The sequence below is a fragment of the Sphingobium trunci genome (assembly GCF_022664535.1).
Lineage (GTDB): Bacteria > Pseudomonadota > Alphaproteobacteria > Sphingomonadales > Sphingomonadaceae > Sphingobium.
Window position 1 is genome coordinate 1 of the sequence record NZ_JAKUJY010000026.1, and the last position, 22,298, is coordinate 22,298.

Annotated in this window: 12 protein-coding genes; 7 read left to right on the top strand and 5 right to left on the bottom strand. The window is 58.7% G+C overall.

Going from position 1 to position 22,298, the window contains the following annotated elements; all coding sequences use genetic code 11:
- The 5 genes from MJ601_RS18070 to MJ601_RS18090 form a co-directional block, all read right to left on the bottom strand.
- On the bottom strand, positions 1-7,078 hold a 7,078-nt coding region (locus MJ601_RS18070; protein WP_281061362.1), incomplete at its 3' end, for a calcium-binding protein.
- The gene (locus MJ601_RS18075) at positions 7,078-7,419 is read right to left on the bottom strand and encodes a hypothetical protein (RefSeq protein WP_242128995.1); all 342 of its coding nucleotides are present in this window, start codon (positions 7,417-7,419) and stop codon (positions 7,078-7,080) included. The genes MJ601_RS18075 and MJ601_RS18070, both read right to left, overlap by 1 nt.
- A gap of 422 nt (positions 7,420-7,841) precedes the next feature.
- Positions 7,842-8,363 (bottom strand): toxin-activating lysine-acyltransferase, encoded by a 522-nt coding sequence (locus tag MJ601_RS18080; protein WP_242128997.1) that lies wholly within the window; start codon positions 8,361-8,363, stop codon positions 7,842-7,844.
- Positions 8,364-8,410: 47 nt separating this feature from the next.
- On the bottom strand, positions 8,411-9,802 hold the full coding sequence (locus MJ601_RS18085) for an HlyD family type I secretion periplasmic adaptor subunit (RefSeq protein ID WP_242128999.1): 1,392 nt from the start codon (positions 9,800-9,802) through the stop codon (positions 8,411-8,413).
- Positions 9,799-11,943 carry a type I secretion system permease/ATPase gene (locus MJ601_RS18090; RefSeq protein ID WP_242129001.1) on the bottom strand — a complete coding sequence of 715 codons (2,145 nt, stop codon included), beginning with the start codon at positions 11,941-11,943 and terminating at the stop codon, positions 9,799-9,801. The genes MJ601_RS18085 and MJ601_RS18090 overlap by 4 nt, the downstream gene beginning before the upstream one ends.
- A gap of 203 nt (positions 11,944-12,146) precedes the next feature.
- Here MJ601_RS18090 and MJ601_RS18095 point away from each other — a divergent pair, with 203 nt between their 5' ends.
- From MJ601_RS18095 to MJ601_RS18125, 7 genes are all read left to right on the top strand, one after another.
- Positions 12,147-12,425, top strand: coding sequence for a hypothetical protein (locus tag MJ601_RS18095; RefSeq protein WP_242129003.1), 279 nt, complete (start codon positions 12,147-12,149; stop codon positions 12,423-12,425).
- Positions 12,426-12,850: 425 nt separating this feature from the next.
- Positions 12,851-14,992, top strand: coding sequence for a TonB-dependent receptor (locus MJ601_RS18100; protein WP_242129005.1), 2,142 nt, complete (start codon positions 12,851-12,853; stop codon positions 14,990-14,992).
- A gap of 156 nt (positions 14,993-15,148) precedes the next feature.
- The gene (locus MJ601_RS18105; protein ID WP_242129006.1) at positions 15,149-16,501 is read left to right on the top strand and encodes an LLM class flavin-dependent oxidoreductase; all 1,353 of its coding nucleotides are present in this window, start codon (positions 15,149-15,151) and stop codon (positions 16,499-16,501) included.
- Entirely contained in the window at positions 16,498-18,102 is a 1,605-nt protein-coding gene (locus tag MJ601_RS18110; RefSeq protein ID WP_242129008.1) for an FAD-dependent oxidoreductase, read from the top strand. Before MJ601_RS18105 ends, MJ601_RS18110 begins: the two co-directional genes overlap by 4 nt.
- Complete coding sequence (locus MJ601_RS18115) at positions 18,099-18,482, top strand: 4Fe-4S dicluster domain-containing protein (RefSeq protein ID WP_242129010.1); 384 nt, start codon at positions 18,099-18,101, stop codon at positions 18,480-18,482. The genes MJ601_RS18110 and MJ601_RS18115 overlap by 4 nt, the downstream gene beginning before the upstream one ends.
- Positions 18,483-18,711: 229 nt before the next feature.
- A complete protein-coding gene (locus MJ601_RS18120; protein WP_242129012.1) occupies positions 18,712-19,869 on the top strand; it encodes a nucleoside hydrolase in 1,158 nt (385 codons plus the stop codon).
- A 137-nt stretch (positions 19,870-20,006) separates the two neighbouring features.
- Positions 20,007-22,244, top strand: a complete 2,238-nt coding sequence (locus MJ601_RS18125; RefSeq protein ID WP_242129014.1) for a TonB-dependent receptor — start codon at positions 20,007-20,009, stop codon at positions 22,242-22,244.
- The last annotated feature ends 54 nt before the right edge of the window (positions 22,245-22,298 follow it).

Here is a 22,298-nt window from a genome sequence, read left to right on the forward strand (position 1 = left end):
CTCGGATGACGTCGTCGCCTGCTGTCTGGAGTTGAGCGAAAAGCTGTGCGCGGAAGTCGACATCGGTCCAGACCGTGCCATCGGCAAATTCGAACCGCTCGATCCCATAATTGCCCGTATTTTGGCCAACGATGTGTAGGCGGTTGTTAGTACCGGCAACCGTGATGAAAACGCCGTCGTTGTCTCCGTCCTGATTGACCTGGGTCAGGACGAGGTCGGTCGCCACAATTCCAGCGCCAAAACGGACAGTATCGTTCCCGCCGGATTCGACGAGCACATCGAAACCGTCACCCATGTTGAAAAGATAGACGTCGTTGCCGTTGCCGCCTTCCAGCCGGTCGCTCCCAGCGCCGCCTCCAATGATATCGTCACCATCGACGCCCTGTATCTGATCATCGCCGGCGCCACCGAGCAATGTGTCGCCGAAGCCGGTTCCGCGCACGACATCATCACCGGCTGTCAAAACCTGCGCGAACAGATGCGTCCGCAAGTCGGTGTCGGTCCATATCGTGCCATCGGCAAACTCAAATCTCTCGATACGATTGCCGCCATTCTGGCCGTAAATGCGCAGCCGGTCGCTCGTTCCAGCTATGGTGATGAAAACGCCATCATCATCGCCGTCATATTTGACCTGGCTGAGAATCACGCTGCTCGTGGTGATTCCGGCCCCGAAGCGAACGGTGTCAACGCCTGAACTGTCGACGATGAGGTCCGAGCCGTCGCCAAGGTTGAAGAGGTAGGTGTCATTTCCATCCCCTCCCTCAAGCCGGTCAGAACCGCCCCCGCCAGCTAGAACATCGTTTCCGGCAAGACCGCGAATAGTCTCGGATGAGGCCGAACCGGTCAACTCGTCGCCATTATTTGTACCGGTGAGCACCGTGCTGCTTTGTGTGATGGCAGCGGTGATCGTAGCGCGATCCCAGGTCGAACCATCTGCGAATTCGAATGTATCAATGCCCCAACTGGCGTCCCAATAAGCTCTCGTCTGGTCATCGACCGTGATCGACCCGGTCGCATTCGTAAAGCGGATCACCAGATTTGTGTTGTCGGCGAAATCCTTTTCCAGGATCAGGTCGGAACTGGAAATGCCCGCACCAAATTTGAGGGTATTTGATCCAAACCAGTTGTTATAGGCGTCCGTCCTGGCATCGATGATAACGTCGTCGCCGTCACCGATATTATAGATATAGGTGTCCTGTCCGTAGCTTCCCTGGAGAACATCATCGCCGGTGCCGCCCCTGATTACGTCATCGCCTTCACCGGCAAAGATGGTGTCGTTCCCAGCCCCACCGTCAATGGTTTCGGCAAATCTCGTGCCGTAAATAACATCATTTTGGGCTGACTGGCTCGACGTCAGAAGTTGAGCCTCGATCTGGTTCCGATCCCATGTGGTGCCATCGGCGAAGGCGATGTTGGTGATACCCCAATAGGTGTTGCCGCCATAGCGGGCCACTTCATACTGATTATCGACAAGGATGGCTCCGGCGCCATTGCCAAAGCGGATGCGAAGGTTGTTCGTATCGGCCTGGTCACGTTCCAGAATAATATCCGCCGCGGTAATGCCCGCGCCCAGTTGAAGCGTATTGCCGCCAAGCCAACCGTTCCAGGCATCGGTCGTCTGATCCCAGATGCGGTCAAACCCATCGCCGAGGTTGTAGACATAGGTATCCGCACCAATGCCCGCTTCGAGAATGTCGTCACCTAATCCACCAATTATGGTATCAGCCCCTTCGTCGGCATAAATCCGATCATTGCCGCTGCCGCCGTCCAGAACCTCATCAAACCGGGTTCCATAGACAACATCGTTGAGGGACGATATGCTAGCCTGTCTCAGCCGCGCCTCAATCTGGGCGCGGTCCCATGTGGTGCCATCGGCGAAGGCGATGTTGGTAATACCCCAATATGTATTGCCGCCGTATCGAGCCACTTCATATTGGTTATCGACAAGGATGGATCCAGCACCATTGGCAAAGCGGATGCGCAGATTGTTCGTGTCGGCCTGGTCACGTTCCAGAATGGTGTCAGCGGCTGTTATACCTGCGCCCAGTTGAAGCGTGTTCGCGCCCAAAAATCCGTTCCAGGCATCGGTGGTCTGGTCCCAGATACGGTCGAAGCCATCGCCGAGATTGTAGACATAGGTATCCGCGCCGCTGCCCGCTTCCAGAGTGTCGTCACCCTGTCCGCCAATGACAGTATCGTCGCCTTCATTACCCCATAGCCGATCATTGCCGGCTCCGCCGTTGATAGTCTCATCGGCGCGCGTTCCTATGACGATATCGTTACGCTGCGAGAGTCCCGATTGGACAAGGAAGCTATCGATCGTGGTGCGATTCCATACCGTACCATCCGCAAAAGCGATGGTGGTTATGCCCCAGTAAGTATTGCCCCCATAAGTCGCGACATCGAACTGGCCGTCGACGAGAATCGAGCCGACTTGTCCAGCAATTCCAATCCGAACATTATTGCTGTCGGAAGGATCCCGCTCGATCGTGATGTTCGAGGTTGTGATCCCGGCTCCGAGTTCAAGCGTATTGCCGCCTAGAAATCCGTTCCAGGCATCAGTGGTCTGATCCCAGATACGATCGAAGCCATCGCCGATCCGATATACATAGGTATCGGCGCCGTTGCCGCCTTCGAGATTGTCATTGCCCAAGCCGCCTGTCAGTCGGTCATCGCCATTTCCGGCCAGGAAGCGATCCGGTTGATCCAGGCCGATCTTGGTGTCGGCACCGGCCGTGAAGCCCCCGCCAAGCGCCATCCCATAGAGATCACGCAGGGTCAGGCTGGTGCCATCGGCGAAGCGGAATTCTTCAAGAGAGCCTTCACCTGAGTCAAGAAGCTGGTGCTTCAGGATCAACCGGTCGCCGGCGTTCCCCACATGGACAAGCAAATCCTGCGGAGAAGCCGGATTGATGGCCACCGATATATCGGCAACGGAAATCCCAGAACCAAAGATCACCACATCGAGGTCGGAAACGAAGCCGCTTTCGTCAATCGTGACCTCGCCGTCACCTAGCGCGAATTGGTAACCGTCCGAGCCATACCCGCCCTTGAGCGTATCACCCGCGCCACCCGATAGGGTGTCGTCATAGCGCGTACCGTTAACAATCTCAGCCGCGCCTGACCCGGAAACGATGCTCCCAGCATTTTTGGCAAAGACCGCCTGGGCAGTCATCTGGCCGCGCGACCAGATCGTGGAGCCGAAGTCGAAAAATTCGATGCCTGCGCGCGATGTTAACGCCGCGCCCCGGAGATCGACGCGATCACCACCTGCACCCAGAAGCATTGACATGTCGATGCTGGAGGAACTTGCGATCACCCCAACGTCAGTCGGAACTATCCCATCGCCGAACTGAATGACGTCAATGTCGCCCAAATCTAATCCGGTATCAACGACACGATCTATACCATCACCTCGGCGAAAGATAAGGGTATCACTACCCTTTCCGCCATCAACAAAGTCCGCCCCTTGACCGCCTTCTAAGAAGTCATTTCCACCTTGGCCAACTATCCAATCATCACCGCGTCCGCCGTAAAGCCAATCCGAGCCATCTTCACGAGTTTTCGCATCGTCCCAATCAGCTCCCTGAATTCTATCGTTTCCGTCTCCGCCAGAAAGGACATTTCCGTTTCCACCACCTGCATCAAGGACATCGTTACCATTGCCGCCGAAAATCCAGTCATCTAGTTTGCCGCCTATCAGAAGATCGTTTCCGTCTTCTCCAAAAATATCATCACCTGTATCCCCACCTATGACAATATCGTCTCCTTCTCCAGAACGAATGACATTCGAGATTATCGCGATATCTGCAATTTTTAGAACATCGTTTTCAGTTCCTGTTTCGATAACGGTCTTTGATCCGGTATCGACTGTATCTTCGAGGGTTTTGTCACCGAGGTAAATGATGCGCTCGCCATTGCGATTGTCACTCGCAATCGCCTCAAACCGGAAGTTTACTTCCCTCGCATCAACGTCCGCTTGATCGAGCAGGTAAGAAAATCCCCCATCCCAATCATGCTCATTTCGTTTGAGAAGGCCGAGATCCGATATACGGGCAATGGAAAGCAGCCAGTCAGCGGTGAACGCTGAATTAGGTTCGGCCGCCATCAGCGCATTGATAGCCGTGGATGCCGCTAAATATGTTTTTAGACGATCCGCAACTGCCAGATTCCCTAGAAGAACATCTAGACCGAAATCGACGCTAGTGACCGTCTCGTCTCCCGCAATGTCCTCTGGGTCGGTGATGTTATCCAGCGCTGATTTATCTAAATAACCTGACGAAATAGTTGCATAGAACGCGCGTTTCAAATAAATGTCACCGCCTAAAAATTGAAATTCCTTTGCGGATTTCATTACCCCATATTCAATGAGGTCACTGGCCTCCTTGAACTTGATACGGTTAGATGTATTATAATCATCTTCCCAGTATATGTACCGCTTTCCTCGCATACCATAGGATCCGGCATCGATGGCCTGGCCATTAACAAGCGTGCCGCCGATTTTCTCAATAATGCCGTTCATGGCGTCCGAAGCGGTATTGCCGAGTTGGCGTGCAACTGCGCGTTTCCCACCGTCCTCCTTCCATACTTCGGTAACTTTGAATGTACCAATTGCTGGATCGTACTCGACAATTGCGCCCGATTTTGGCGTCCCAGTGAACACCCCTCCTATCAGACCACCAAGTAGATTCCCCAGGAGGGATCCGATGGCAGCGCCCAAGACGGGAATTGGTATAGCCGTCTGACCGACGGCCGCACCCAAGCTGCTCCCAATGGATGACCCTAGTTGCTCACCAACCTCATCCCAACTGACTATTTCGTTTGCAAGTGTGCTTCCGATGAAGCTTCCAGCAATATTATAAAGACCAAGTTCAAAATATTCACCACCAACACCGGAAAAAACGCCGATATCAGCGCCGCCTGCTATAGCAGCAATATTTTCTCCAATGATGTTAAGAACATAGTTGGCAACACTTCCCGCAAGCTGTCCCGGAATGCCATCAATACCCAACTGACCCAGCAATTCAGCGGAAATTATAGAGCTGAGAGCGCCAATTCCGGCGCTTTGGAGATTCCCCAGAAACTCCCGCTCAATCCCTTCAAACGCCTTCTCAATGTTCGATATAGTTTGGCTACCTCCATCGAGAATAACCGTATTCAGAACTTCACCAAAATTCGTACTTAGCGTTGAGATCAAGGCAGACGAAACAGTCTGTGTCAGCACGTTGCCGCCAACAAGATAACGACCGAAAACGCTAGCGATAACATTGGATGCATTTACGAAATCTACACCGACTTCTTGGAGATTCGCGGCACGAATCGTTGTAGGTTGACCTGGTTCAGACCGGATTTCAACCCCGCCGTCGCGAACGCGCGTTACGCCCGTTTTCTCCAACTTGGATCCGTTGAAATACAAATCGTAAGAAACCTCCCGGCCCCACTCATCTATACCTTGCACTGGCGAGATAATAATGCCGTTAGGATTCCGAGGATCTGGCGCAATCGCGCGAACCGATCTTCCGTTGAGAGTTATCGTCCCGTCTTCATTGCGAACGATCGAGAGCGCTGGAAGATCACCCGACGGCGTATCGGCAACGCTGTCGCCCGGTGCGAGATTCGACCCACCCCATGCACCGCCTCCAGAACCTCCGCCGCCACCCACGAGAGTGCCGCCCTTAGCCAAGAAGGCCTTGAAAGCATTCTCAAAGTCACCAAGCAGTTCCTCACTCAGAATAAGTTGTGATTCACCCGAAACAGGGTCACGAAGCTTTATATAAGCCCCTCGCACGCTTCCATCAGGCTGTGCCGTGACCACAATCTCTACCTGATCGGACAACCCCGGTGTACCAATTTCGATTTCATCGAAACCTACGCGCTGCCGAGCACGAGTTACATACAATCGGCCATCCGGTCCACGTTGATAGACATCAACGTAAAGACCTTGGCCATCACGGCCGAAGAAATTACCTCCACCGCCATTCATCATCCAGGCGACGGTTTTCTCACCCGCCACTGATGCAGTTACGCCTGCTCCAATGACAACAAGCCCATATGCCGCCCAACCGACAGGCCCACCTAGCAAAAGGGGCGACGCAAGCTCCGCGGCAAGGGCGGCGCCAGCGGCGCCACTCAAATATGACGCTGAGAAAGTGGCGGCGATCTGCGCAGCGCCTTGGCGGTCGCCCGCATCCAGCGCAGCCTTGATAGCCACTGCAGCTACGGTCAATTCCAGGATGTCTCCCGCAGGCCCCAAAACCTGCCCAGCGACTTTAAGGTTATGAATCCATCCACCCGTGGACGCAATGGACAGCGCCCGCGCTTCAAAAGATAGAGGATCAATAAGATTTTCAACAGGTTCCAGCAGAGATCCGGATGAGGAATCGAAACCCGCAACTCCATTCGCCAAATTTTCCACGAAAAATTCAGAAGATACCTTAACCGTTATACTATTACCATCAAGCTTCGAGAACTCGATGCCCTTCGCAACATCCGAAAGAGATTTATTCGATAAATCTTCAAAGAGAAGCCTCATCGCATCAGATTCGCTGCCTGACTGAATATAATGATAATTATAACGGGAGATAACGTCATCTCGTGGAATGCCATTTATCGAGGTAATTGACGGATTATCCATGAGAGCAGGCAATTCCACTTGCCCAAATACCCTTGAAAAATCGGCCTCTGGCCCGATGGCTATGATATTTCCTGACGCAGAACTAGCGAATCTACCTGATGTCTCCGCCCAAAACCCGGAAGATCCATTGAAAAGTATATCGTTAAAATCCTTTTGCTCATTAGTTGCTGCGATAAGTAGTTTTTCTTGAAAATCTTCATTTATTAGAAGTTGCGCTGCATCTGTATTGTTAATTATAGAAATTTTATTATCTGACTGCGCAATATTTATTGCAATTTGTTCTGTACTGATTCCATTGGCACCGCCAATCCTACCGCTATAAAGAATTGTTGACTTCGTATCGGGGGGACCTGAAACATCAACAGTAGACAATAGCTGCCGCAATTGTTCAACAGTTGGGCTATCCATTTCTGTCAAAGCCTGAAGAGCGCTGGTATAATCCATTACGCTTCTCCTTCGTTGACATATTTTATTTCAACGCGTGCGTCCTGCGGCAAGCCATTAAGCTGCTTGTAAGCCGTAAGCGCATCTTCGATGATTTTAGTAGCAATATAAGATTTCACTTCCCCGGATACATAAAAAGGATGCCTCACATGCCAAAGTATTGTGCATCGCCCACCGTCGCCGTCAAATTTTTGCTGAGAGCTTGCAGAGAACTGTATCTTCCCATCCGAACATTCTATCGAGAAATTCCGTGTCCCGTCTCTAAATGTCTGATCGCAATATAGTTCAGATCCCGTTTCAGAGTCGAATGTACGTTTTGAATTTCGATCAACGGTAAACATAAATAATCCTTCGTGCTCAAGCTGCTTTTTGCGCAATCACGGACGTTATTTTTCTAAATACTGTTGAATTAATTTTGATCTGGCTTTCGCTTCTGAAAGGCCGGGTATCAGCCGAGTATTGCCGAATGCTATCACGTGCCCATACTTCTCATCTCCCACGGGAGGAGAGTAAGTATACTCTCTTGTCCGCACGTCGCGTCCAGCCTCAGCGTACCATTTGAGTGCTGCCTTAAGGTCTCGACCGACCTGTCGCCCTTCCTCAAATCTTTTGCCAAGTTCGAGCTGAGCAAGCTTAACGCCTTTTTTCGCTTCACGCTTCAGATCGGGCAGACTAACTATAGTCCAATCCTCCTCCGCTTGCGCGACAACGCTGAAGCAAAGGGCAAATACACATGCAGCCGAGGATAAGCGCCGAATTATAGTCATATCGAGGCTTCCACGATCTCTTTTATGCGCTGCTTGAGGATATCTTTTGTGCTGGCTGGAACTGAAACAACCCTCATCTCTCTGCCCTCGTAGTGCCTACTAAGCATTTTAAAATCTTTATCGCTAAACGGTCCTGCCACAAGATCTGCCATCATCAGTTCAACATGACGGTTCTGGGCCGTTGCAAAGGGAGAAATGAGTTCGATAAGCCATAGGCGATCGCCAGCCTTCCACTCTGCATATTCAAGCATTTTTCCACTCGGCTGCAGGCCTTGTATTACTTTGTGCTCCCCTGCTTCATCAAGCAATGCCCAGATAGCGGCACCAATCGGACGTTCACCTTCTCGGAAGATATGGAACTGACGATGAAGGATGGGCGGCATAATCAGCCAGCTCATGTCCCGTGCGGAAATATCGCTGTGACGCGCAGACTGGCCGAGCAACCACACGATCTCGCCGAAAATATGACTGACGGTCACAGGTTTTGGCACGCCTGTTTCGCTTCGATCGGCTGTCATCGAATGTTTCCCTCATTCCGAAAGATGCACGGCCAGATCATAATCGTTTACCTTTCCCGTGCAGCTTCCTGGGTTGCTTCATTAATAGGACTTACGAGATAGCTCAGAATGCTGCGGCGCCCTGTCCTGATGTCCGCTGTAGTGGCTAAGCCTGCGGTGAGCCGCATCTCTGTTGCCCTGCCACGGTCCATGGGATGGAGACGAATACGGGCGGGATAGACGAGACCGAGCTTTTCATCCTCAACCGCGTCCGATCCGATGCTCTCCACATATCCCGGCACCGTGCCATATCGGGTGAATGGGAAAGCTTCGAGCTTGATCGCGACCGATTGGCCATCCTTTACGAAGCCCATATCCTTGTTGAGAATCTTGACCTCGGCGATCAGCGAACCGCCTTGGGGCACCACCACCATGATCGGCTTGGCCGGTTCGACAACGCCGCCGATGGTATGAACGGACAACTGAGTGATCGTTCCATCGACAGGCGCGATGAGACGCTGGAGGCTGCTGCGCTGCCGGCTCTTGGTCAGCTCTTCCTGACGAAGGCGCGCGTCCGCCTCCGCCTTGGCGAGGTCTGTGAGTATCCTGGAACGCGCTTCGGCTTTGCTCTGCGCCATGGTGCTTGAGGCACTGGAGGATTGCGCCTCGGCCTTCCGCGCGGTTTCCAGCGCCGCTTCGCGATCCCGGATGGTCGCGAAGCGTTGCCGCCGCATCTCGATGACCTTCAGCTTGGCCGCATAGCCCTTCGTCAGCAATCCTTCATAGGCATCAAGCTGTTGATCGAGGAGCGGAATCGTCTCTGTGAGCTTGGCGGCCTGGACCAACGCCTCGGAGCGGGCGGCCTTGGCGGCCTGGAGGTCAGCCGACCGTCCGGAAGCGGAGGCTTCGATCGTAGCCAGTTCCGCTGCCGCCAAGGCGCGCTGCGTCGCGATCAGTTGGGCCGCCGTTGCTCGGGGCGGGATGAAGTTGAGACCTTTGCCGTCCAGGGCTGAGAGTACCGCCCTGGCCCGAGCGACATCGAACAGAGCGGTTTGCAGCGCGGCCTCGGCCTGAATGGTCTCAGCTGCTGATACGGTCGGATCCAGTTCGACCAGTACCTGGCCCTTGCGCACGAACTGGCCGTTTCTGACATGGATGGCCCGGACAACCCCCGCCTCCGCAGGCTGGACCAGCTTCACATTGTCTGCCGGGATCAGGCGCCCCGGCGCCGAGGCCACCACATCGACCTTCCCGTAGGTCAGCCAAAGGATGGTCAGGACAAGGCCGATGAGCAGTACCCATGTGGTGGCTCTGGCTGTGGGCGATACAGGCTGTTCGATGATTTCGAGTGCCGCCGGAAGGAATGTAACATCATCGACCCTCGTAAGGTGCTTGGCTCGGCGCTTTTCGTCGGCGAATGCGGCGCGGACCACATCCCAATGTTGCGCGATGCTGCTCATGCCACGCCCTCGCTCACGCCCATTTGGCGCCGATGCAGGCTGGCATAGCGACCACCCTGACGCAGCAGTTCGTCATGGGTGCCGACTTCAACGATCCGTCCCTTCTCCAGCGTCATGATCCGGTCGCATTGGCGGATGGCCGACAGTCGGTGAGCGATGATGAGAACAGTCCGCCCTCGCGCCATAGCGCGCAGGTTGCGCTGGATGATCTCCTCGCTTTCCGCGTCCAGGGCTGAAGTGGCCTCATCAAGGATGAGGATGCGAGGCTGTGTGACCAGGGCACGCGCAATAGCGATACGCTGGCGTTGTCCGCCTGACAGGTTGACACCCCGTTCCTCTATGATCGTATCATAGCCCTGGGGCAGACCGACGATGAACTCATGGGCGCCAGCAAGCTGTGCCGCCGCCATCACCTGTTCCAGCGGCATGGCGGGATGGGCAAGCGCGATATTCTCACGGATCGAGCGGTTGAACAGCAGGTTCTCCTGGAGAACCACGCCGATTTGGCGGCGCAGCCAGCTTGGGTCGATCTGGGCGATGTCGACGCCATCGATAAGGATTCTGCCTGCTGCGGGGGTGTAGAGGCGCTGGAGCAGTTTGGTAAGTGTGGACTTGCCTGATCCTGACGACCCGGCAATGCCCAGCGTCCCGCCTGCTGGGAGGTGGATGTCGATATCCTCCAGCGTCCAGGGTCCATCCAAGCCATAGCGAAATTTGACGCCCTCGAAGCGGATCATGCCCTTGATCTCCGGCAAGGCGACGCGGGAGCCTGCGCCCGGCTCAATGGGCTGGTTGAGGACATCGCCCAGCCTATCGATGGAAAGGCGCACCTGCTGGAAGTCCTGCCAGAGTTGAGCCATACGGATCACGGGGCCGGAAACGCGCTGGGCAAACATATTGAAAGCGACAAGCGCTCCCACCGTCATAGCGCCGGCAATCACCTCGCGGGCGCCGAAGAACAGGATCGCCGCCAGACTGAGCTTGGAAATTAGCTGAACGGCCTGGCTGCCGGTGTTGCCCAGGTTGATGACCCGCTGATTGGCAGCACTGTAGCCCGCCAGTTGCCGCTCCCATCTTTCCTGCCATTGCGGCTCAACCGCCGATGCCTTGATGGTCTGCATGCCCGAGACGCTTTCCACCAGCAGGGCGTTGTTCGCAGACCCGCGTTCGAACTTTTCGTCGAGCCGATGGCGCAGCGGGCCGGTGACGAGCAGCGACACCGCGACATAGGCCGGAATGGTGGCCGCGACGATCCAGAAGAGGGTCGGAGAATAGATCCACATCGCCACCAGAAAGACGATGGTGAAGACAGGATCGATCAGGACCGAAAGCGACGCATTGGTCAGGAACTCCCGGATGGATTCAAGCTGGCGGATTCGTGTTACCGTGTCGCCGACGCGGCGACCCTCGAAATAGGAGAGTGGCAAGCCAAGCATATGGCGGAAGAGCTTGGAGCCCAATTCGACATCCAGCTTCTGGCTGGTTTCCGAATAGAGCCGGGTTCGCAACCAGCCGAAGGCCACTTCCCAGAGCGATACCGCGACAAAGCCGACCGACAAGACCTGGAGTGTCGCCAGCGTGTTATGGACCAGTACCTTGTCGATGACATTCTGAAAGAAGAGCGGTGCTGCAAGACCGAGCAGATTGAGTGCCAGCGTGATCAGCAGCACCTCGCCGATCAGCTTGCGGTAGCGAACGACCTGCGGGATGAACCAGCGGATATCGAAGCGGCCTGCCGCCCCGCCCACGCTCTCCCGCGTAGTCAGCAAGATGATCTCGCCGGACCAGATCGCCTCCAGTTCGTCCCGGACAAGCCTTTCGACATTGGAACCAGGACGCTGGATCAGCACTTCTGAATCAGAAGCGCGGCCGATCAGGAACCAGCCCTCAGGCCCATTGGCCATCACCGGCAACGGCTGCCGCGCCAGTCTATCGAAATTCACGTGAACTAGGCGCGCCCGAACACCATCCTGGCGTTTGGCCAAGCGCAACACATCATCCGGCGTCAGGGCGTCATGATGCCCCAATTCATGACGCAACTGCTCAGGATCGACAGCAATTTTATGCACGGCCAGCAGCGTAGCGAGTGCGCGCGCGCCGCTATCGACGCCCCATGAGGCGTCTCCCAGTCCCCTGTCCATCTTCACCCCTGTTAGGCGCAGACCCCAGCGCCTTTACAAAAGGTTTCACAACCGCACGGATCAATCAACCCAATTTGCGACGATTTGAGGAGGTTTATGAAGATAATTCAGTTCATTATGGATGATTTAGCCCTAGTTACCCATTAACCAGACGGCGCCGTCGGCCTGTCGCCAGCAGAGGGTTTTCGTTACATCGAGGTTAAATGGGCGGGACCGGATCGAACGCGCTAGCCGTCACGGTGAAGGCGGATTTTGAGAAGTTTCGTCTCGTCGTAAGTGCTGCAATGGCGTCGGCAACATCCGCGATTCGCATCACTTGGGCTCAGTCCGTATCGCAAAATCCCAAGGGCATGTTGGGCTATATGATGGTATATGCGATGAAATTTGGAATATTATCAATATATATCAATAACTTAATTTTACAAACACTTCCCGTAGGGGTCACCACCCAGCTTTTGCTGGGTTTTTTCATCTCTGCATGAGGCGGTTTCCCCGCCCCTTGGGGAAAGTTCCCCCACGATAAGCATGAGGTCATTGGTCCCGATCATCGCTCGAGATCTCCCGCCTGAACGCACTCTCGGCCCATGCCGGGAACCGGGGAGAGCATGGCATATAAGTCATCGCAAGCGAGCAGCTCCGCCTGATGCAAACACGATCTGCTCGCGCGTGAATTTCGACTTCATCGTGCAAAATCCTCAGCTCCCATCGGCTTCGATCTTGCCGGAACCTCTCATTCTCACCGCAGAGATATACAGGAGGAGGGGGCGCCATATTTGCCGTCCGATCCCAACATCGAGTTCCACTCAATGGTTTTGCAGAATCCATAAAGCCTCGATCATTACGCGTTGGTCACGGATCGCTCTCTCTTTTTAAGCCCCTTCCATCCAATTCCGAAAAAGGGGCTCAAATGAACTTCCGTCGCCTGTTGCTTTGTACCGCAGCTTTGTCCGCAGCCGGCCCGGCCCTCGCCCAGACCGCCGTCGCTGCCGCCGACGATAGCAGCGCGGGCGGCGAGATCATCGTCACGGCCGAACGCCGCGCCACCGATCTTCAGAAGACCGCCATCGCCATTTCCGCCTTCACGCCCGACCGGCTGGAAGAGCGCAACATCAGCAATGTCCGCGACCTTGCGGGCCAGGTGCCCAATCTGTTCGTCGCCCGCGCCTCGATCAGCCACACGACCCAGACCTTCTCGCTGCGTGGCGTGGGCGAGAGCGACCCGATCCAGGAACCGGTGCTGGCCGTCTATGTCGACGACGTCTATGTGCCGCGCCAGATCGGGTCGATGAGCGAATTTGTCGATCTGGAGCGCGTCGAGCTGCTGCGCGGGCCGCAGGGGACGCTCTACGGCCGCAACTCCAGCGCCGGGGCACTGCGCATCATCACCCGCGATCCCGACGATAGCACGCATGTCACGGCGGAGGCGGGCTATGGCAGCTTCAACGATGTGCAGGCCCGCGCGCTGGTCAGCGGCCCGATCGTCAGCAACGCCCTGTCCGGCAGCATTTCCTACATCCACCGTTCGCGCGACGGCGTGACCTATGACCCGACGCTCGGCCACGACGTCAATCGGATCGACCTGGATGCCTGGCGCGGCAAGCTGCGCTTCACCGGCATCGAGGGGCTTGATGCGCTGCTGACCGTCAACATCACCCGCGACCGCAGCGATTCCCGGTCCTATGTCCCGGTCAACCAGCCCGGCAGCTTCAGCCGCCGCCTGTCCTATTCGGAAGTCGAGCCGCTTCAGCATCTCGATGCGCGGAGCGGTTCGCTGCGTCTGATCTACACCCTGTCGCCCGCTCTCTCGATCAAGTCCATCACCGCCGCGAGCGGCTTCAACCTCAATCCCGTCTATTATGACAATGATGGCGAGGCCGCGCTGATCCAGAAGAACCTCATTCACTATAATGACAGGTCGCTGAGCCAGGAGGTTCAGTTGAACGGCGAGTTCGGCGCCCTGAGCTTCACCAGCGGCTTCTTCTACCTGCATGAGCGCTTTTTCGTGGAACGCGACGGATTCAGCCGTACCGGCACCGCCGCCACGGCGCCTGTCAGCAGGCTGCGCGCGCATAACATCACCTATACCGACGCCTATGCCCTCTTCGGCGAAGGAACGTGGAAGGCCACGGATATCTTCAGCCTGACCGCGGGCATTCGCGGCACCATCGAAAAGAAGCGCTTCGTTTTCGACAACAAGGTGATCGACGCCAATCGCAATGTGATCGCCCAGTCGATCGCAGGCGAGGCGGACAAGACATGGCGCGCGGTCACCCCGAAAGTGTCGCTGCAAGCGCAATGGACCGCCAATCTGCTGCAATATCTGACCTGGTCGCGCGGCTTCAAGTCGGGGGGCTTCGACAATCGCGCGACCCGGCTGGACCTTGCCACCTTGCCCTATAATCCGGAAAAGGTGACCACCTATGAAGGGGGGCTGAAGGCAACGCTGTTCGGTCAGGCGCTGCGCAGCAACCTCGCCATCTTCTACAATGATTATCGCGATCTCCAGGTATCCTTCTACGACCCCGCCTATGTCGGCAGCCGCCGGGGCAATGCGGGCAAGGCGCATAGCTGGGGCATAGAGCTGGAAAATGAGCTGCGCCTGTCCGGCCGCTTCAGCGTCCAGGCGTCCGGCGGCTATCTGAAGGCGATCTATGACGAATATAAGGGCGCGGGCGGCAACGGCGTGAACGCCGACGGCAATCCCCTGGTCAACGCGCCCAAATATTCGCTTTCGGGCGGCGCAACCTATGATCTGCCGCTCGGCACGAGCGCCAGCCATTTGCGCCTGTCGGCCAATGCGCAATATCAGAGCAGTTTCTACACCAGCGCACTGGCGCGTCCCCAGGATCTGGTGCCGGGGCAGACCTTCGTCAACGGATCGATCAACTGGACGCTGCCTGACGACCGTTTCCAGATCGGCGTGTCGGCCAGGAATATATTGGGCGCGAACAAGCCGGTAAGTTCGACCTATATCCCGTCGACCGGCGTCTATTACAAAAACTATCCCGACCCGGCGACCATGCTGTTCACCGTCCGCTTCGCCACCTGAAGCCGCCCGTTGCGAGATGCGGGCCTTGCCTGAGCATGGCTCGATCGCCGCCGGTCCCATTGAACGAAATCAGCAATGGTTGAGCAGCTCTCGTTATTCGTTCCCTCTTCCCCGGACTAGCATCGCCGGAAAGCATTTTTCAGAAAGGAACGCGGCATGGTGGACAAGCCCGAACGGCAATTGCATCTGGGCGCCATATTGGAGGGCGTCGGGGCGGATCACGGGTCCTGGCTCGACCCCGACCTGCCGGGTGACGCCAGCATCGATATCGACTGGTATATCGACAATGCGCGGGCGGCGGAGGCGGCGAAGTTCGACCTCGTCTTCATCGTGGATTCGCCCTACATCACGCCCGACACGGCGCCGCATTTCCTCAACCGGCTGGAGCCGCTGACCCTGTTGTCGGCGGTGGCGGCCTCCACTTCCCGCATCGGGCTGGTCGGCACGCTCACCACATCCTATTGGGAACCCTATAATGTCGCCCGCCAGTTCGGCTCGCTCGACCATATCAGCCGGGGCCGCGCCGGATGGAATGTGGTCACCACCGGGCTGGAGGGTGCGGCGCGCAACTATGGGCGCGAGGAGCATTTCGACCATGCCGTCCGCTATGCCCGCGCCCGCGAGTTCGTGGAGGTGGTGCAGGGCCTGTGGGACAGCTATGAGGACGACGCCTTTCCCCGCGACCGGACAAGCCGCACCTTCCTCGACAAGGGCAGGCAGCACCGGCTCGATCACAGGGGCGAGCATTTCTCGGTCGCTGGCCCGCTGGCGCTCAGCCGTTCGCGTCAGGGCCAGCCGGTGATCTTCCAGGCGGGCGACAGCAGCGAGGGACGCAATCTGGGCGCGGCCATCGCCGAGGGCACCTTCGCATCGGCGCAGGATTTCGAAAGCGGCCGGGCCTATTATGCCGATCTCAAGGGGCGGGCGGCCGCGCTGGGGCGTGATCCCGACCAGATCAAGGTGCTGCCGGGCCTGGTCCCCATCATCGCCGAAACCGACAAGGAAGCGCGGGAGATCGCCGCAGCCGCCCAGGGCGCGCTCGACATCGGCAAGCTGCTGACCCAGGTCGGCCGGGCGTTCAACTATCATGATTTCACGCAATATGAGCTGGACGCGCCCTTTCCCGACCTCTCCGGCGTGACGCTCAACAGCTACAAGGGCCATGCCGAACGCATCATCCGCGTCGCGGCGGAGGAGCAGCTGACCCTGCGGCAGGCCGCCTATCGCTTCGGCCAGTGGCGCTCGGACTTTGTCGGCTCGCCCGAAACCATCGCCAACGAGATCGAGCGCTGGTTCGTGCGGCGCGCCGCGGACGGTTTCAACCTTCGCGTGACACGCCCGCGCGACTTCGCCCTGTTCCGCGAGCGGGTGGTGCCGATCCTGCAGGCGCGCGGGCTGTTCCGCAGGGATTATACCCATGACACGCTGCGCGGCCATCTGGGCCTGCCGGTACCGGAAAACCGCTACAGCCTCGCCCGCAGGGAACCGCAGCCGATCGCCGCCGAATGAGCCAGCCAGACGCGCTGGAGCTTGCCGCCGACGTCCTCATCATCGGCGGCGGCATGGCGGCATGCTGGGCGGCGGTCGCGGCCGCGCGGGCGGGCGCGCGCGTCGTGCTGGCGGACAAGGGCTTCGTCGGCACCAGCGGCGTGACCGCCACCGGCGGCCCCAACCACTGGTGGGTGCCGCCCGACGCGGACAAGCGTGCCGCCGCGATCGAGGAGCGCCATGCCCGGTCCTTCGGCCTGGCCGATCGAAGCTGGATGGCCCGCATCATCGAGGAAACCTGGCGCGCCCTGCCGGAACTGGCGCCCTATTATCCGTTCGACGGCGACGGACGCGGCGGCACCTTTTACGCAGGCGTGCGCGGGCCGGAATATATGCGGGCTTTGCGCCGTTTCGCCAGCGACCGGGGCGTCACCATCCTCGACCATCACCCCGCGCTCGAACTGTTGACCGACGACCAGGGTGCAGTCGCGGGCGCCGCGGGCCACGCGCGGCTCGCTGGCCGGCCCTGGTCCGTTCAAGCGCCGGCGGTCGTGCTCGCCACCGGGGGCTGCGCCTTCCGGTCGGGTCTGATCGGCAGCCATGGCAATAGCGGCGACGGCCTGCTGATGGCGGCCGAAGCGGGAGCCGCGCTTTCCGGCATGGAATTTTCCGCTTCCTATTCGCTGTCCCCGGCCTGGAATTCGACCCGCACCCTTCCTTATTTCGCGGCGCGATTCTTCGATGCGGCAGGACGCGAACTGGACGTGCCGCCGCCAATGAGCGGCGAAGGCGCGCATCTGAAGGCGCTGGCCACCGCGATGCGGGAAGGACCGGTGCTGGCCGACCTCAGCGATGCGCCCGCCCTGCTCAAACACTATCTGCGGCGGATCCAGCCCGCTTCGCTTCCACCCTTCGAACGGCGCGGAATCGACCTGTTCGAGGACCGCTTCCCGATCGGCCTGTTCGGTGAAGGCACCGTGCGCGGCACCGGCGGGCTTCGGATCGTCGATGATGAATGCCGGACCAGCGTGGCGGGACTGCATGCGGCGGGCGATTGCGCGACGCGGGAACTGGTGGCGGGCGCCACCAGCGGCGGGGGTGCGCAAAATGCCGCCTGGGCGCTGACATCCGGCCGTATCGCGGGCGGGGCGGCCGCCCGCGCCGCGCTGCGGCAGGGCAGGCATGCCACCCGCCTGCGGCCGGCGGGACGCGCGGGCCTGCGCCCCGCCTCGCAGGTCAGGCCGCTCGATCTGTTCCCGGTCATTCCGGCGGTCCAGGCCTGCACGATCGATTTCGACGGCACGCTGTGGCGCAGCGAAGCCAAGCTGACCCAAGCGCAATCCCTGCTGGACGGGCTGTGGCGGGATCTGGCCGATCACGGCCATGCGACGGGTTTGGCGCAGGTTCATCTGCGCGAGCAGGCGGCCATGATTGCATCCGCCCGCTGGGTCGGCGCGGCCGCCCTGGCGCGCGGGGAAAGCCGGGGCATGCACATGCGCGCGGATGCGCCGGACGTCGATCCCGCGCTGGGGCGGCGGCTGCTGACCGGGGGACTGGACCGGGTCTGGACCCGCTTCGAACCGCCCCTTTCCCTCCACGCATCGACCGGGGCCGCCGCATGATCGCCCATATTTTCGAGAACCGCTGCACCGGCTGCCATAGCTGCGTCGCTGCCTGCCCCACCCATGTGTTCGACGCGGGGGAGGGGGGAGTTCCGGTCATCGCCCGGATCGATCAGTGCCAGACATGCTATATGTGCGAACTCTATTGCGAGGCCGATGCGATCTATGTCGATCCCGACCAGCATGCGGCGGCGACGATCGCGCCCGAAGCGATCCTGGAGGCCGGGCATGCAGGACGGCTGCGCCATGATTATGGATGGGACCGGCCGCCCGATCCGGACCGGGGCCATCTGAGCGATTTCTGGCGCCTCGGCCCGCTGCTGCGCGAAGGCGCAGAGATTGCGGCGAGGCGCCATGCCCTAAAGCGCGCCCAGGCATAAGGCGTTTTCCCTCACGCGGCTGCCCTGTGGGGCTCCCTGTGCGCAGGCGATCATGGCGTCGCCTCGGCACAGCCTTGCTCTATCGTGGTCTGTTCGAATTTTTGCAACGCAGCATGTAGATGATTATGCTAGCGCTGTCATGCATCGGTCGGCATGGGGAAGGTCCGGCGCCGGATGGCGTTAGCTATTTCCCGCTCACCCTCGGTCCCCGGACCATGCAAGGACGGTTATGTTGAAACTCACGAACCGGCGAGCCTTCGCGCGCGCGGTCATGCAATTCCTGCTGCTCGCGCCTCTGGTCCTGGGTTTCGCTGCCGTTCCCGCCCACGCGCAGGGCGATCGGCAAAAGGTCATCATCGAAGATGAAGGCTTCGGCCTGATGCACATGATGCTGCTGGAATCGGACAAGGTGGATGTGCTGGGCATCACGACCGTATCGGGCAATGTCTGGGTCAACCGCGCGACGGCCAGTGCCCTGCGCGGTCTGGAACTGGTGAAGCGCACCGACGTGCCGGTGGTGCCCGGCGCCACCTATCCTCTCCTCAACACCGAGGAGCAGACGAATCGATGGGAAGCGCTCTACGGCAAGCTGACGTGGAAGGGCGCGTGGATGAAGAAATGGGTCGAACCGACCCAGCAGAGCACGCCGGCCTATTACGGCCCCAACGATCCGGTGAACCTGCCCTGGGGCAATCCGACGACAAAGCCGTCCCCGGAGATCGCGGCGAACTTCATGATCCGGATGGTCCACAAATATCCGGGCCAGATCACCATCATCGAAGGCGGGCCGATGACGAACCTGGCGCTGGCGCAGCGGCTCGATCCGGAATTTGCCAGCCTGGCCAAGGGACTGGTCTATATGGGCGGCAGCTTCAACCCCCATCAGGTGCTGGACAATCGCTCCGCTGCCGAATTCGCGCGGGAGTTCGTCAATTCGCCGCGGCGTGAATTCAACATGCGGTTCGATCCGGAGGCGGCGAGCATCGTGTCGCGCAGTCCGTGGAAGAAGATCACCGTCGTGCCGGCCGATCCGGCCACGGCGACGCAGTTGACCCCCGGCCTGCTCGACCGCCTTTCCAAGGCGGCAAGCCCCGAACTGGGCAAGTTCATCGCGGGCTGGGAACCCGGTTTTCCGATGTGGGACGAAATCGCCGCCGCGGTGTGGCTTGACCCGTCGCTCGTGACGGAGAAGGAGACATTATATGTCGACTATAATACGCAGTTCGGCGCCAGCTATGGCGACCTGCTGTCCTGGCGGGCGGGCTACCAGCCCGGTCTGGGAGAACAGCCTGCGGAAGTGATCCGGTCCATCGACGTTCCGCGCTTCGAAGCGCTGATGGTCAGGCTGATTGCGAACAGCAATAACAAGACACCAAAATCAAAATAACTCGAACACAATAAGTCCGAATAAAAGCGAAGAGCTTTCGGGTCGCAACGGTGTGAATAATTCAGGGGAAAGGAGAGGGTTTGATCGTTCAATGGCCAGAAAAACAGTCTGGCCCCAGCATCCAAAGGGGATGAGACATGATTGATAGAGCTGGCCGCGCATTATCCGTTTCATTATTTGCGGTCGCCGTTTCGCTCGGCGTTGCTTCACCGGCATTTGCCGATGCTCCGGCCGCCCCGGCGGCGGACGCCAAGGACGGCGGCGACATCGTCGTCACCGCAACCCGCCGGGACGAGCGCGCCGTCGATGTTCCGATCGCGGTCTCCTCGCTCAGCAACGAGAAGCTCAACGCCATCAATTCCAGCGGCCTTGATATCCGTTTCCTTTCGGGGCGTGTTCCCAGCCTGCTGGCGGAATCCTCCTTCGGCCGCACCTTCCCCCGCTTCTACATTCGCGGTCTCGGCAACACCGACTTCCATGGCGATGCGCAGCAGCCGGTGTCCGTCGTCTACGACAATATTGCGGTGGAAAGCCCGTTCCTGAAGGCCTTTCCCGCGTTCGACCTTGAGAATATCGAAGTGCTCAAGGGACCGCAGGGCACGCTGTTCGGCCGCAATACGCCCGCTGGCGTCATCAAGCTGACCTCGGCCCGTCCGACCGAGGATTTCACCGGCCATGCCAGCGTGTCGTGGGGAACCTTCAACACCGTCAACAGCGAAGCGGCGATCAGCGGTCCCATCAACGACAAGCTGCGTTTCCGCGTGTCCGGCCTGCTGCAGCGCCGGGACGACTGGGTCACCAACGATTATGCGGCGACCATGTATGAAAAGAGCTTCGAGGGGTATCGCGATCTCGCGGGCCGCGCCCAGCTGGAATATGAAGACGGCCCGCTGGATGTCCTGCTGAACTTCCATATCCGCTCCCTGCGCGGCACCGCCCGCCTGTTCAGGGCCAATATCATCAAGCAGGGCACCGATGATTTCGTCGACGGCTTCGACATCCGCCATGCCGCGCAGGACGGCTCCAATCCGCAGCGGCTCGACGGCTGGGGCAGCAATGCCCAGATCAGCTACAAGCTCGACGGCCTTGGCACCGTCTATTCGATCACCGGATGGGAAAAGGCCAACGTCTATTCCCGCGGCGACATCGACGGCGGCTATGGCGCCAGCTATGCGCCGCCCTATGGCCCGGGCTTCATCCCCTTCTCGGTGGAAACGGGCAGCGCGGACCATCCCCGCGAATTCACGCAGGAACTGCGGTTCGTGTCGGAAAAGTTCGGCGACGTGCGGTTCCAGGGCGGCGCCTATTATTTCAACCAGAATTATTATGAGGATCAGGGCGGCAGCTGGGATCTGGCCGGCACCTTCACCCCCGGCGACAACAGCAGCCTCCACAGCCGCACCTTTGCTTTGTACGGATCGCTGGAATATACGCCGGTCGACAACCTGATCCTGCGCGGCGGCCTGCGCTGGTCGCATGACGAGCGGCAAAGCTATCTCTACAACGGCAACGATATCGCCAGCTCGACCGACGTCGTGAGCGGCAAGGTCAGCGGTTCCAAATGGTCCTGGGATCTCAGCGCCACCTACAAGCTGACCGGCGACATGAGCGTCTATGCGCGCGCGGCGTCCGGCTATCTGGGCGCGGCGATCCATAACGACATCAGTGCGGGCATATCGACCACGGCCAGACCGCAGACGACGACGTCCTACGAAATCGGCTTCAAGGGTGGCGGTTCGGGCATCAACTATTCGATCGACGCCTATTATTTCAACACGCGCGATATCCAGTTGACGGCCGTGGGCGGCGGATCGAACGTTACGCGTCTGCTCAATGCCAAGAAGGCGATCGGCTATGGCGTCGAGGCGGAATTGAGCGCGAAGCCCACCGAAAATCTGGATATCACCCTGGGCGGCAGCTACAACTTCACGGAAATCAAGGATCCCAACCTGTATGTCGCGCCCTGTGGCGCGTCCTGCACGGTTACGGATCCGCTCGTCGTGGTGAACGGCAGCACGCTGGCCGCGATCAATGGCAATCCCTTGCCGCAGGCGCCTCGCTGGATCCTGAACGCGACCGTGGGCTATGCCGTCCCGATCGGCGATCAGAAGGAACTGTTCGCCTATACCGACTGGGCCTATCGCAGCAAGGTCGACCTGTTCCTCTACAGATCGATCGAGTTCACCGGCAAGGCGTTCCTGGAAGGCGGCCTGCGCGCCGGTTACCGGGACAAGGCGAAGAATTGGGAAGTGGCGGCCTTCGCGCGCAACATCACCAATCAGATCCGCATCATCGGTGCGATCGACTTCAACAATCTGACCGGCATGGTGAACGAACCGCGCATCATCGGCGGCGAGTTCAAGATCGGATTCTGACGGCAGCCATGGGCTTCTGCTGGCGGCGGGCGGCCAAGCCCGTTCGTCGCCAGC

Coding starts and splice junctions, on each gene's coding strand:
- MJ601_RS18075 (WP_242128995.1), bottom strand. CDS start 7,419: ATGTTTACCGTTGATCGAAATTCAAAACGTACATTCGACTCTGAAACG.
- MJ601_RS18080 (WP_242128997.1), bottom strand. CDS start 8,363: ATGACAGCCGATCGAAGCGAAACAGGCGTGCCAAAACCTGTGACCGTC.
- MJ601_RS18085 (WP_242128999.1), bottom strand. CDS start 9,802: ATGAGCAGCATCGCGCAACATTGGGATGTGGTCCGCGCCGCATTCGCC.
- MJ601_RS18090 (WP_242129001.1), bottom strand. CDS start 11,943: ATGGACAGGGGACTGGGAGACGCCTCATGGGGCGTCGATAGCGGCGCG.
- MJ601_RS18095 (WP_242129003.1), top strand. CDS start 12,147: ATGGGCGGGACCGGATCGAACGCGCTAGCCGTCACGGTGAAGGCGGAT.
- MJ601_RS18100 (WP_242129005.1), top strand. CDS start 12,851: ATGAACTTCCGTCGCCTGTTGCTTTGTACCGCAGCTTTGTCCGCAGCC.
- MJ601_RS18105 (WP_242129006.1), top strand. CDS start 15,149: ATGGTGGACAAGCCCGAACGGCAATTGCATCTGGGCGCCATATTGGAG.
- MJ601_RS18110 (WP_242129008.1), top strand. CDS start 16,498: ATGAGCCAGCCAGACGCGCTGGAGCTTGCCGCCGACGTCCTCATCATC.
- MJ601_RS18115 (WP_242129010.1), top strand. CDS start 18,099: ATGATCGCCCATATTTTCGAGAACCGCTGCACCGGCTGCCATAGCTGC.
- MJ601_RS18120 (WP_242129012.1), top strand. CDS start 18,712: ATGTTGAAACTCACGAACCGGCGAGCCTTCGCGCGCGCGGTCATGCAA.
- MJ601_RS18125 (WP_242129014.1), top strand. CDS start 20,007: ATGATTGATAGAGCTGGCCGCGCATTATCCGTTTCATTATTTGCGGTC.